Source organism: Tepidimonas sp. (assembly GCF_036825565.1).
In the GTDB taxonomy this organism is placed as follows: Bacteria; Pseudomonadota; Gammaproteobacteria; order Burkholderiales; family Burkholderiaceae_C; genus Tepidimonas.
Genome location: NZ_DAISXZ010000069.1, coordinates 1 through 11,982 on the forward strand (window position 1 = coordinate 1; position 11,982 = coordinate 11,982).

11 protein-coding genes are annotated in these 11,982 nt (G+C 68.7%); 5 read left to right on the forward strand and 6 right to left on the reverse strand.

The window, feature by feature from the left end; translation table 11 throughout:
- Window positions 1–1,261: ATP-dependent zinc metalloprotease FtsH (ftsH, locus tag V7026_RS09260; protein WP_334155098.1), on the reverse strand; the 1,261-nt coding region annotated here is incomplete at its 3' end.
- A 170-nt stretch (window positions 1,262–1,431) separates the two neighbouring features.
- The gene (locus tag V7026_RS09265; RefSeq protein WP_334155099.1) at window positions 1,432–2,121 is read right to left on the reverse strand and encodes an RlmE family RNA methyltransferase; all 690 of its coding nucleotides are present in this window, start codon (window positions 2,119–2,121) and stop codon (window positions 1,432–1,434) included.
- Between the two features lie 114 nt (window positions 2,122–2,235).
- Here V7026_RS09265 and V7026_RS09270 point away from each other — a divergent pair, with 114 nt between their 5' ends.
- The 3 genes from V7026_RS09270 (at window position 2,236) to V7026_RS09280 (ending at window position 5,699) form a co-directional block, all read left to right on the forward strand.
- On the forward strand, window positions 2,236–2,715 hold the full coding sequence (locus V7026_RS09270) for a YhbY family RNA-binding protein (RefSeq protein WP_334155100.1): 480 nt from the start codon (window positions 2,236–2,238) through the stop codon (window positions 2,713–2,715).
- Window positions 2,716–2,763: 48 nt separating this feature from the next.
- The gene (locus V7026_RS09275) at window positions 2,764–4,824 is read left to right on the forward strand and encodes a M3 family metallopeptidase (protein WP_334155101.1); all 2,061 of its coding nucleotides are present in this window, start codon (window positions 2,764–2,766) and stop codon (window positions 4,822–4,824) included.
- Window positions 4,825–4,889: 65 nt separating this feature from the next.
- Window positions 4,890–5,699, forward strand: a complete 810-nt coding sequence (locus tag V7026_RS09280) for a methyl-accepting chemotaxis protein (protein WP_334155102.1) — start codon at window positions 4,890–4,892, stop codon at window positions 5,697–5,699.
- A 15-nt stretch (window positions 5,700–5,714) separates the two neighbouring features.
- Here the strand turns inward: V7026_RS09280 and rpiA are convergent, their stop codons facing one another.
- Window positions 5,715–6,422, reverse strand: a complete 708-nt coding sequence (gene rpiA, locus V7026_RS09285) for a ribose-5-phosphate isomerase RpiA (protein ID WP_334155103.1) — start codon at window positions 6,420–6,422, stop codon at window positions 5,715–5,717.
- 104 nt (window positions 6,423–6,526) lie between these two features.
- Between rpiA and V7026_RS09290 the strand changes: the two genes are divergently transcribed.
- Both V7026_RS09290 and V7026_RS09295 read left to right on the forward strand, forming a co-directional pair.
- Window positions 6,527–7,594 carry a quinone-dependent dihydroorotate dehydrogenase gene (locus V7026_RS09290; RefSeq protein ID WP_334155104.1) on the forward strand — a complete coding sequence of 356 codons (1,068 nt, stop codon included), beginning with the start codon at window positions 6,527–6,529 and terminating at the stop codon, window positions 7,592–7,594.
- The gene (locus tag V7026_RS09295) at window positions 7,591–8,217 is read left to right on the forward strand and encodes a LysE family translocator (protein ID WP_334155105.1); all 627 of its coding nucleotides are present in this window, start codon (window positions 7,591–7,593) and stop codon (window positions 8,215–8,217) included. Before V7026_RS09290 ends, V7026_RS09295 begins: the two co-directional genes overlap by 4 nt.
- On the opposite strand, the gene V7026_RS09300 is transcribed toward V7026_RS09295, so the two are convergent.
- The 3 genes from V7026_RS09300 to V7026_RS09310 all read right to left on the reverse strand — a co-directional run.
- The gene (locus tag V7026_RS09300) at window positions 8,214–9,140 is read right to left on the reverse strand and encodes a universal stress protein (protein WP_334155106.1); all 927 of its coding nucleotides are present in this window, start codon (window positions 9,138–9,140) and stop codon (window positions 8,214–8,216) included. The genes V7026_RS09295 and V7026_RS09300 overlap by 4 nt on opposite strands.
- Entirely contained in the window at window positions 9,137–10,813 is a 1,677-nt protein-coding gene (locus V7026_RS09305) for a cation:proton antiporter (protein ID WP_334155107.1), read from the reverse strand. The genes V7026_RS09300 and V7026_RS09305 overlap by 4 nt, the downstream gene beginning before the upstream one ends.
- A 52-nt stretch (window positions 10,814–10,865) precedes the next feature.
- Window positions 10,866–11,982: NAD(P)/FAD-dependent oxidoreductase (locus V7026_RS09310; RefSeq protein ID WP_334155108.1), on the reverse strand; the 1,117-nt coding region annotated here is incomplete at its 5' end.

An 11,982-nucleotide genomic window follows, 5' to 3' on the forward strand; every position in this document is an offset into this window, starting at 1 on the left:
CCGTGTTGCGGCGCTCTTCCTCGGGCATGACCATGCTCTTGCGCTCGGGGCCCATCAGGATCTTGTCCTTGGCCTTTTCGAAGTCCTGCATCTCCACGACGCGGGCGTTGCGCCGCGCCGCCATCAGCGCCGCCTCGTTGCACAGGTTCGCCAGATCCGCGCCGCTCATGCCCGGCGTGCCGCGGGCGATGATCTCCGGACTCACGTCCGAGCCGATCGGGATCTTGCGCATGTGGACCTTGAGGATCTGCTCGCGGCCGCGGATGTCGGGCAGCGTCACATACACCTGACGGTCGAAGCGCCCCGGACGCAGCAGCGCCGCATCCAGAATGTCGGGCCGGTTGGTCGCCGCAATCACGATGACGCCCAGGTTGGTCTCGAAACCATCCATCTCGACGAGCATCTGGTTCAGGGTCTGCTCGCGCTCGTCGTTGCCACCGCCCAACCCTGCGCCACGCTGCCGGCCCACGGCGTCGATTTCGTCGATGAAGATGATGCACGGGGCATTCTTCTTGGCGTTCTCGAACATGTCGCGCACACGCGCGGCGCCAACGCCGACAAACATCTCGACGAAGTCCGAGCCCGAGATGCTGAAGAACGGCACCTTGGCCTCGCCCGCGATGGCCTTGGCCAGCAGCGTCTTGCCCGTACCGGGTGGCCCCACCAGCAGCAGGCCGCGCGGAATGCGCCCGCCCAGCTTCTGGAACTTCTGCGGATCCTTCAGGAAGTCCACGACCTCCTTGACCTCTTCCTTGGCCTCGTCGCAACCCGCCACGTCGGCAAAGGTCACGGTGTTGGCGTTTTCGTCCAGCATGCGGGCCTTGCTCTTGCCAAAGCTGAACGGACCGCCGCGCCCGCCACCCTGCATCTGCCGCATGAAGTAGATCCACACGCCGATCAGCAGCAGCATCGGCCCCCAGCTCACGAGCAGGGTCATCAGCAGCGAACCTTCCTCGCGCGGGCGCACGTCGAACTTGACGTCGTTGGCGATCAGGTCGCCCACCAACCCACGGTCGAGGTAGGTAGCATTGGTACGCACCCGCCGGTCGTCGGTCGTGATGGCCACGATCTCGGTGCCGTTGGCGCCCTCCTGGATGGTGGCGCTCTTGATGCGCTGGGCCTTGACCTCGTTGAGGAAGTCCGAATAAGCCATGTAGCCGGCGCCGGACGTGGCACGACCGTCAAACTGCTTAAAGACCGTGAACAGCACCATGGCGATCACCACCCAGACCGCCACTTTGGAAAACCACTGGTTGTTCAACGAAGGCTCCTACCTTGTCATGGTGGGGTGGCGGATGCGAGAGCTCCGCGCATGCACCCCATGTGCGCCCCATTGTAGGACTTATCAAGACCATCCCCCCTTGACCAAAGCGAAACCCTTTCGATCAATGGGATAGGACGGGCAAATCGGCTTAGCGTCCCCGGAGGATGTCAGCCACCCTGTCTCAGACCCAACCCCACCAGAAAGGTTTCCGCTGACTGGGGACGCGACGCCTTGGGCTTGTGCGCCTTGACGGTCCGAAAGTGCGCCCGAAACAGCCGCACCGCCGCGTCGTACGCCCCACCGTGGAACACCTTGGCCACGAGCGCCCCGTCGGACTTGAGGTGGGCCACCGCAAAGTCAACGGCGAGTTCGATCAGATGCTCGATGTGCGCGGCATCCACCTCCTCCACGCCGGACAGGTTGGGGGCCATGTCCGATACCACCAGATCCACCCGGTGGGCCGCATCGCCGCCCAGGGCGTCGGCCAAAGCCGCCTGCAACGCGGCCAGCGTGGCCTCCTCGCGGAAGTCGCCCTGGATGAAGCGCACCCCATCCACCGTCTCCATGGGCAACAGGTCCAGGCCGATCACCGTGCCGCGCACCCGGGGCTGCCCGTCCGGGCCCGTTGCCGTCCCCAGGCGCCGGCGCAGATACTGGCACCAAGCCCCTGGCGCACAGCCCAAGTCCACCACACACTGGCCGGGGTGGACCAAGTGGAAGGTCTCGTCCAACTCCTTGAGCTTATAGGCGGCGCGGGCGCGATAGCCCTCTTTTTGCGCCAGGCGCACCCAGGGATCGGTGACGTGCTGGTTGAGCCACGCCTTGTTGACCTTCTTGCTTTGCGTCTTGACCTTCATGGGGGTGGGACTATACGGCCGGACGGCATGGCCCGACGGTGCAACCGCTCAACGGTGCGCGCGAGTCGAACGGCGCGGCCGGCCTGAACACCTGGGATACCGGATAATCCCCCCATGCCGCGAATCGAACTCACCCCAGCCCAGCGCGCCGCCCACCGCGGGGCCGCACACCACCTCGAGCCGGTCGTCATGATTGGAGCCGACGGCCTGACCGACGCCGTCAAGGCCGAGGTGGACGCGGCTCTGAATGCGCACGGCCTGATCAAGGTGCGCGCCCTGGAAGGCGACCGCCCCCAGCGCGAAGCCTGGCTGCAGACGCTGGCGGACGAACTCAACGCCGCGCCGGTGCAGCACATCGGCAAGCTGCTGGTGCTGTGGCGCCCCATCCCGCCCAAGGCCAAAGCCGTCGACGAGGACCGCAAACCCGGCCCGCGCGAATACAAGGTGGTCAAGTACAGCAAAAAGGGCGGCCAGCGCCCCGAGATCAGGACCGTTCGGGTGCTGGGCAACCAGCGGTTGACGCCGGGCGGACTGGTCAAGAAGGCCAAGCGGCGCCAAAAGAGCGCCAAAAAATCCGCGTCTGCCGCCGGCTGATCGGCCCCGCGGCGGCGGGGCGGGGTTTTCCGTGGCATCCTTGGGTGCATGAACGACCGCATTGACCCCGCCCTGCTCGACAACCCCCTGCTCGACTTTGCCGATCTGCCCCGCTTCGACGTGGTGGAACCCGGCCACGTCGCCCCGGCCATCGAATCCCTGCTGCGCGAGGCCGACGCCGCCCTGCAGCAGGTCGCCGGCCCCAACTTCCCGGCGGACTGGAACGCACTGGCCGCCACCTTGGACGTGGCGACAGAGCGCCTGGGACGTGCCTGGGGCACCGTCAGCCACCTCAACGCCGTCGCCGACACGCCGGCGCTTCGCGCCGCCTACAACGCCATGCTGCCGCGCGTCACGGAGTTCTGGACCCGGCTGGGCGCGGACGAGCGGCTGTACACCAAGTACAAGGCCATCGATCCCGCGCGCCTGAATGCGGCCCAGCGGCGTGCGCGCGATATTGCCTTGCGGGGCTTCGTCCTCGGCGGCGCCGAATTGCAGGGCGAGGCCAAGGCACGGTTTACCGCCATCCAGGAGCGCCAGGTCGAGCTAGCCCAGAAGTTCAGCGAAAACGCCCTGGACGCGACCGACGCCTATGCCTACTACGCGAGCGAAGCGGAGCTGGCCGGCGTGCCCGACGATGTGCGCGCGGCCACCCGCCAGGCAGCCCAGGCCGAGGGCCGCGATGGTCACCGCCTGAGCCTGAAGCTGCCGGTGTACCTGCCTATCATGCAATTTGCCCACGACCGGGCGCTGCGCAAACGCCTCTACCGCGCCTATGGCACGCGCGCCAGCGACCAGGCCGAGGGTGACGGCACGCGCTTCGACAACACCCCGCTGATGCGCGAGCTGCTGGCCCTGCGCGCCGAAGAGGCGCGGCTGCTCGGCTACCCCAGCTTTGCGCACGTCTCGCTCGTGCCCAAGATGGCGCAATCCCCCGAGCAGGTGATCGACTTTCTGCGCGATCTGGCCCGGCGCGCCCGCCCCCATGCCGAGCAGGACTTGGCTGACATGCGTGCTTTCGCGGCCGACCATCTGAACCTGCCCGACCCGCAAGCCTGGGACTGGCCCTACATCGCCGAGCAACTGCGCCAGGCGCGGTACGCCTACAGCGAGCAGGAGGTCAAGCCTTACTTCCCGCTGCCGCGCGTGCTGCAAGGGCTGTTTCGCATCGTCGAGACGCTGTTCGAAGTCCGCATCCGCGAGGACCAGTCACCCGCGTGGCATCCCACGGTGCGCTTTTTCCGCTTGGAGCGCGACGGCGCGCTGATCGGGCAGTTTTATCTGGATCCGTCGGCGCGCGCCGGCAAGCGCGGCGGCGCCTGGATGGACGATGTGCGGGGCCGCTGGCGCCGCCCGGACGGCGGCGCGCTGCAAACGCCGGTGGCGCATCTGGTGTGCAACTTCGCCGACGGTGTAGATGGCAAGCCCGCCCTGCTCACGCACGACGATGTGATCACCCTATTCCATGAATTTGGCCACGGCCTGCACCATTTGCTCACCCAGGTGGATGAGCACGACGTCGCAGGCATCGGCGGGGTTGAGTGGGATGCCGTGGAACTGCCCAGCCAGTTCATGGAGAACTTTTGCTGGGAATGGGTGGTGCTGCAGCAGATGACGGGGCATGTGGATACGGGCGAGCCTCTGCCGCGCGCGCTCTACGACAAGATGCTGGCCGCCCGCAACTTCCAAAGCGGTCTGCAGACGCTGCGCCAGATCGAGTTTGCGCTGTTCGACATGCGGCTGCACCTGGAAGGCGCCCCGGATGGCGACGTGATGGCCCTGCTGCAGCAGGTGCGCGACGAGGTGGCCGTGCTGCAGCCGCCCGCGTGGCACCGCATGCCGCACACCTTCAGTCACATCTTTGCGGGGGGCTATGCCGCGGGCTATTACAGCTACAAGTGGGCCGAGGTGCTCAGTGCCGACGCGTATGCCGCCTTCGAGGAGGCAGCCGCGCAGTGCGGCTCGCCGCTGAATGTCGATGTCGGGCGACGCTACCGACAGGAGATTCTGGAGGTCGGCGGCAGCCGCCCTGCGCTGGAATCCTTCCGTGCCTTCCGCGGCCGCGAACCGCAGATCGACGCGCTGCTGCGCCACCAAGGCATGGCCTGACGCCCGATCGCATCACGGGGCGTGCGATCTATGTCGCACAGGGCCTGGACGCCGCCGCCCGCGCCATGGCGGAGGGCCGCCATGACGACGCGCAGGAGCTGTACCTGCTGCGGGTCAAGCCGCAGCAGCCCGCCGTGCAAAACGCGCTGAACGCGCTGCAGGCCATCAAGCTGGCCCATGCCAACCAGGAGCACGAGGCGGCGCAGGCCCTGCAGCGCACGGTGACGGTCGCAGTGATCGCCACGTCCGCAGGTACCCCGCTGCTGGGGATGTGGTTGGCGTGGCGCATCACCCGCTCGATCACCGGCCCCGTGCGGCAAGCCGTGCAGGTGGCGGATCGGGTGGCCGTCGGCGACCTCACCCCCCATCCCACCGCTCCGGGCCGTGACGAGCTGGGCGAGCTGCTGCGCGCCCTGGCCGCCATGCAGGCGCGACTGACCACCTTGATCGGGGACGTGCGCGACGTGTGCGACGGCGTGGCGGCCGGCACCCACCAGATCGCTGCCGGCAGCGCCGACCTGTCGCAGCGCACCGAATCGCAGGCCGCGCAACTGCAGAAGACGGCCGCGGCCATGGCGGAGCTCAACGGTGCCGTGACGCGCAACACCGAGACCGCCCGCTCCGCCGTCGAATCGGCCCTACAGGCCCGCGCCGCGGCCAGCGATGGCGGCCGGCTGATGCAGGACGTCGTAGCGACGATGGGCGACATCGCCGCCGGCAGTCACCGCATTGCGGACATCACGGGCGTCATCGACGCCATCGCCTTCCAGACCAACATCCTGGCCCTCAACGCCACGGTCGAGGCCGCCCGGGCCAGCGAGGCAGTGCGCGTCTTTCGCCTGGAACGCGGCGAAGTCGGGCTGCTGCCCGGCTGAACAGGGGCGAGCTGGTCAGGGCGTGTCGAACACGATGGTGCGCACCCCCTCGGACGTACCCAGCAGGCAGACGTGGGCGCGCTGGTGCGCGAACACCCCCACCGTGACCACCCCAGGCCAGTCGTTGACCATGGACTCGAAGGCCACGGGGTCCGCGACGCACAAGCCGTGCACATCCAGGATGTGTTGGCCGTTGTCGGTGACCAGCGGCACGCCATCGCGCAGGCGCACCCGCGCCTCGCCCCCCAGCGCTGCGAACTGCCGGATCAGGCGCTGGGTGGCCATCGGGATGACCTCCACCGGCAACGGAAAGCGCCCCAGCGTCTGCACCCACTTGGACTGATCGGCAATGCAGACAAAGCGCCGCGCCTGCGCGGCAACGATTTTTTCCCGCGTCAGTGCCGCCCCGCCCCCTTTGATCATGTAACCGCGGGGGTCGATCTCGTCGGCACCGTCGATGTACACCGCCAGTTCGCCCACCTCGTTGGCGTCGAACACCGCAATGCCATGGGCACGCAGCCGCTGGGTGGACGCCTCCGAGCTGGACACGGCGCCGGCGATGCGCGTTTGCGCCTGGGCCAGCGCGTCGATGAAGCAGTTTACGGTCGAGCCCGTACCCACGCCGACGATTTGTCCCGGCTCCACATACGCCAAGGCGGCACGCCCCACCAGGGCCTTGAGTTCGTCCTGTGTCAGCGCCGGAGCAGACGGGTCGCGGTTCATAGTGCAGGGTCCTGTCAGCGTCAAAAAAGCGGGGGCTCGGGGTGCGACAATTGGCCACCATCCGGCACTGTGCCAATGACCGATACGACGACTGCGATTATCCGATGGCCTGGATCCCCTACGCGCCGGCCCGCGCGCTTTTGTTTCGGCTCGACGCCGAAGACGCACACGATCTGACCTTGCGCACGCTGGAGCGCTTGCAGCGCTCCCCCCTGCTGACCCTGGTGGCCCAACCCCGAATAGACGATCCGGTCACGCTGGCTGGCCTGCACTTCCCCAACCGGGTGGGGCTGGCCGCGGGGCTGGACAAGAACGCCCGCTGCATCGACGCCTGGGCAGCGATGGGTTTTGGCTTCATCGAGGTGGGCACCGTCACCCCCCGGCCTCAGCCCGGCAACCCCCGCCCGCGGCTGTTTCGCCTGCCGCAGGCCGAGGCGCTGATCAACCGCTTCGGCTTCAACAACGACGGGCTGGACGCCTTCATGCGCAACGTCAACCGGTCACACGTCCGCCAGGGCCGCACCGGCGCGCGCGACCTGGTGCTGGGCCTCAACATCGGCAAAAACGCCAGCACCCCCATCGAGCGCGCGACGGACGACTACCTGATCGGTCTGGAGGGGGTGTACACCCAGGCCGACTACATCGCGGTCAACATCTCCAGCCCCAACACGCAAAACCTGCGCCAGCTCCAGGGCGATGCGGCGCTGGACGGCCTGCTGCAGGCCCTGGCGCGGCAGCGTGCCGACCTAGCCGACCGGCTCGGCGTGCGGCGGCCCATTTTCGTCAAAATCGCCCCCGATCTGGACGACGGGCAGATCGCCGTGATTGCCGACGCCCTGCTGCGCCATGGCATGGACGGTGTCATCGCCACCAACACCACCCTGGCGCGCGATGCGGTCCAAGGCCTGCCCCACGCGCAGGAGGCCGGAGGCCTGTCCGGCCGGCCGGTGGCACGCGGCAGCAACCGCGTCATCGCGGCGCTGCGCCAGCGCCTGGGGCCCGGCTTTCCGATCATCGGGGTCGGCGGGGTAATGGACGAAGCATCTGCGCGCGACAAGCTCGCGGCAGGGGCGGACCTCGTCCAGCTCTACACGGGCCTGATTTACCGCGGACCGGACCTGGTGCCAGCGGTGGCCAGGGCGCTGCGCGACAGCCGGGGGGCGGTGCGATGATCGGCGCCACCGTGGCCCTGGCCTTCTTCGGCGCGGCGGTGCTGCTGGCACTCAGCCCCGGCCCGGACAATTTGTTCGTGCTGATGCAATCGGCCACCCACGGCCGGCGCGCCGGCTTGCTGGTCACCCTGGGGCTGTGCACGGGGCTGCTGGGGCACACCGCGGCGGTCGCTCTGGGACTCGCGGCCGTGCTGGCGGCCTCGCCTTGGGCCTTCTGGGCGCTCAAGCTGCTGGGGGCGGCCTATCTGCTGTACCTGGCCTGGGGGGCCTGGTGGGCGCCCACCGGCCCCATCGATACGACCCGGGTACCGCCGCTGCGCCCGCTCGCGGCTTACGGACGGGGCATCGTGATGAACCTAACCAACCCCAAGGTGGCGCTGTTCTTTCTGGCCTTTCTGCCCCAGTTTGCCGATCCCGCGCGGGGCGCGGTGGGGTGGCAGATCCTGCAGTTGGGTGCGCTGTTCATGGTGGCCACGCTGCTGACCTTCGGGTCGTTTGCGGTCTTTGCGGGCTGGATCGGCGGGGCGCTTCGGCGCTCCGCCCGGGCGCAGCGGGCGCTCAACCGCGCGGCCGCCGTGGTCTTCGCGGGGCTGGCGGCGCGCCTGGCCTTTGCCTCACGCTAGGCCGTGGCCCGGCCGGGCGTGACCAGGACATCGCAGGGCGCTTCGGACAGCACATGCGCCGTGACGCTGCCAAGCAGCAGCTCCTCCGCGGCGCTCAAGCCGTGCTTGCCGATCACGATCAGGTCGCACGCCCGCCGGGTAGCCTGTTGCACGATGCCGAGCGCCGCATCGCCCTCGTGCAGCGTGGCGTGGTAGCGCGAGGGCGGCCAGCCCCGCTGTCGCGCCAGGTCGTGCAGGCGAGTGGCAGCGCGCTCGCGCGTCTTTTCCCGATACAGGGCGATCATGTCGTCGTCCACGCCGGCAAACCGCAGCTTTTCCTCGAACGGCACGGTGTAGGCGTGCAGCATCTCGACCGTGGCATGGGGCGCGAGCGCATCGGCCAGCGCCAGGGCCGGTGCTGACCAGGGCGAAAAGTCCACGGGGACCAGCGCGCACCGGTAGCCGTGTTGCACCGGCTGGCGCACCACGAGCAAGGGATAGGTGGCCTTGCGCACCAAACGCTCGGCCGTGGTGCCCAGCAACAGGCGCTGCAATCGCCCGCGCCCATGCGCGCCCACGACCACCCAGTGCGCAGCGCGGCGCAGCGCCGTCTCGCCAATCGTCTGCACCGGATGGCCCTGCGCAAACACCGGGTGGACGGGCCAGCCCTGCTCGTCCTGCAGCCGGCGGGCCGTGGCCTGCAATGTGGCTTGGGCATCGGCCACGATGCGATCCAAAGGCCGCTCGGCCCCCAACCACTCCTGCAGGGCGGCCATCCAGTCGTTCGGCAGGACGTGCAGCAAGACCAGCGGCACGCCATGCTCGCGGGCCAAGTGGGCGGCCCGCTGTTCGGCCAACCGCGCACCGTCGGAAAAATCGGTCGCCACCAACACGCCACCCTTGGGTGGGTCGGCCGGGGGACGGCAGCCTTCGTCGGTCATCATGTGTGTGCTCCCGGAACAGGCGGCGACACCGTCAGCACGCCGACCAGGTGTTCGGCCGCGTGCACGGCGGCGTCGCGAAAGGGCAAATAGATGTGCTGTACGTCCAGACGCTGCAGTTCCTGCAGCGCCGCTTCATCGCGCGCGGTGACGGCAATCGGGCCCGCGTAGCCCGCGCCACGCAGGGCATGCACCAACGCGCGGGTGGACGACACCAGCGGCAGCGTCAGCACCACCCAGCGGGTGCCGTGCAGGGGCAGGGACTCGACGAAGTCCGGGTTCTCGCCATCGCCGTAGTGGACGGGTAGGCGTTCCTGCTTGAGCTCGCGCACGGCCTCGGGATCGTGGTCGATGCCCACCACCGCCACCCCCTGGCGGCGCAACTCGCGCAGCAGCCGGCTGCCGTAGCGCCCCAGGCCAAAGACCAGCACCGCCGATTCCTCGCTGCGCGGCGGGTGGCGGTCCACCGCCAGTTCCCGGTGCGGGCGCTGCCGCTCGAACACCCCCAGCCACGGGGCCAGCCGTTCGTACAGCGGCTGGGAGTACAGGATCATGTAGGTGGACAGCGTGATGGTGATCAACCCCACCAGCGTCGTCAGCCCCAGGGCCTGCACATCCACATGGCCCAGGCTGATCCCCATGGCCACGAAGACGATGGAAAACTCGCTGATCTGCGCCACCGTCAGCCCGGCCAGAAACCCCGTGCGCTTGCAGTAGCCCATGTAACCCATGATGGCCATCACGATCAGCGGGTTGCCAATGAGCACGAACACCGCCAGCACCAGCGCGGGCCACAGTTCCTGCCCCAGGGTGGACAGGTCCAGCTCCGCCCCCAGGTGGATGAAAAAGAACAACAGCAAAAAATCCCGCACCCCGCCCAGCCGGGCATTGATGGCCTCGCGGAAATGGGTAGAGGCCAGCGTAAAGCCCGCGACGAAGGCGCCGGCCTCCATCGAAAAGCCCGCCCAGGCCCCAAGCGCCGCCAGCCCTACCCCCCAAGCGAGCGCAAAGACCAGCAGCAACTCTTGCGAGCGCGCCATCAGCGCCACCACCCGCGGCAGCACCCAGCGCATCAGCACCGCGATGACGAACACCGCCAACACGATCCGCCCGGCCAGCGTGGCGGCGACCACCCAACCGCTGGCCGCCGCCCCCGCCTCGGGCGTGCGCAACGCGCTCATGGCCATCATTGCCAGCACTACGGCCAAGTCCTGCACGATCAAAAAACCGACGGCGATGCGCCCGTGCAGCGAGTCCAGCTCCCGCTTGTCGGTCAGCAGCTTGACGATGATGATCGTGCTGGAAAACGTCAGCGCCACGGCCACGTACAGCGCGGTCATCACATCCTTTCCCAGCGCCAGAATCAGCGCGAATCCCCCCGCGATGGTGAAGGCCAACTGCCCCAGTCCCGTAGCGAGCGCTACCGGCCCGATGTGGCGCACATGGTGCAGGTCGAGCTTGAGGCCGACAATGAACAACAGCACCGTCACCCCGATTTGCGCCAGCAGCGCCACCTGATCGTGGGCCTTGACCCAGCCCACGCCAGCCGGGCCGAGGGCGATGCCGACCACGATATAGGCGATCAGCACCGGCTGGCGCAGATGCACGAACAGCGCGCAGGCGCCGGCCGCGATCAGCAGCAAAATGGCAAACTCGGCAAAAGGCGTGGCAGTCATGCTGAGGCGATTCTGCCTCGCGCCTGGCGTTCCCGCCCGGGTTTGATTCGGATCAAGAAGCTGCCAGGGCCTCCACGACGCACTCCCCCACCGCCAGCGCGCTCGTCAACCCGGGCGACTCGAAGCCCAGCAGATGCACCAGTCCGGCCCAACCGTGCTCGCGCGGGCCGTCCAGTCGAAAATCCGGCGCTGGCTCACCGGGCCCATGGACCTTGGGGCGCACGCCGCTGTAGGCCGGCTGCAGCGCGCCGTCGGGCAAGGCTGGCCAGTAGCGGCGGATAGCGTCATAAAACGCCGCCGCCCGTTGTCCATCGACGGCGTAATCCAGCTCGTCCGGCGAGGCGGCGCCCACCCACTCATGATCGGGCCCAAAGCGCGCCTGCCCGCCCAGATCGAGCGTCAGGTGCACGCCCAGCCAGGCGTCCTGCGGCGCGGGGTAGATCAGGCAACCGAACGGCGAACGTCCCACCAGCGCAAAGTAACTGCCCTTGGCATAGTGGGGCCGCGGCCAGCGCTCGGGGTCGGGCCCCTGGATGGCGCGCGCCACATGGCAGGCCCACAGCCCCGCCGCATTGACCAGCACGTCTGCCTGCAACTCGAAAGGCTCGCCCTCGCGCGTCGCGCCCCGCACCCACCAGCCGCCCTGGCCCTGGGCGCCGATCGGCTCGGCCGAGGTGAACACCGAGCCCAGCGCTACGCCGCCTCCGGCGGCTTCCAGATCGCCCTGCAACGCCACCATCAGACCGTGGCTGTCCACGATGCCTGTGCTGGGCGACCACAGCGCGGCATGGCAACGCAGGGCGGGCTCGCGCTCGCGCGCCTGGGCGGCAGACAGCCACGACACGGGCACCCCATTGGCCTGCGCGCGCGCGGCGAGCGCCTCCAGCGCGTCCGCTTGCTCGCGTTCGGTCGCGACGATCAGCTTGCCGCAAGGGCGGTGGCCGATGTGCCGCTCGGCTGCATAGTCGTACAACAGGGCTTTGCCGCGCACGCACAACTGCGCCTTGAGCGATCCGGGCGCGTAGTACAGCCCGGCGTGGATGACCTCGCTGTTGCGGGCGCTCACACCGGTGCCAATGGCCGTTTCGCGCTCCAGCACGACCACCTCGCGCCCCGCACGGGCCAGCGCGCGGGCGATCGCCAGGCCGATCACCCCCGCCCCAACGACC

Bases quoted from the DNA above. Each gene is read 5' to 3' on its own strand.
- V7026_RS09295 (WP_334155105.1), top strand. From the start codon at position 7,591: ATGATCGGCGCCACCGTGGCCCTGGCCTTCTTCGGCGCGGCGGTGCTG.
- V7026_RS09280 (WP_334155102.1), top strand. From the start codon at position 4,890: ATGGCGGAGGGCCGCCATGACGACGCGCAGGAGCTGTACCTGCTGCGG.
- V7026_RS09290 (WP_334155104.1), top strand. From the start codon at position 6,527: ATGGCCTGGATCCCCTACGCGCCGGCCCGCGCGCTTTTGTTTCGGCTC.
- V7026_RS09275 (WP_334155101.1), top strand. From the start codon at position 2,764: ATGAACGACCGCATTGACCCCGCCCTGCTCGACAACCCCCTGCTCGAC.
- rpiA (WP_334155103.1), bottom strand. From the start codon at position 6,422: ATGAACCGCGACCCGTCTGCTCCGGCGCTGACACAGGACGAACTCAAG.
- V7026_RS09265 (WP_334155099.1), bottom strand. From the start codon at position 2,121: ATGAAGGTCAAGACGCAAAGCAAGAAGGTCAACAAGGCGTGGCTCAAC.
- V7026_RS09300 (WP_334155106.1), bottom strand. From the start codon at position 9,140: ATGATGACCGACGAAGGCTGCCGTCCCCCGGCCGACCCACCCAAGGGT.
- V7026_RS09305 (WP_334155107.1), bottom strand. From the start codon at position 10,813: ATGACTGCCACGCCTTTTGCCGAGTTTGCCATTTTGCTGCTGATCGCG.
- V7026_RS09270 (WP_334155100.1), top strand. From the start codon at position 2,236: ATGCCGCGAATCGAACTCACCCCAGCCCAGCGCGCCGCCCACCGCGGG.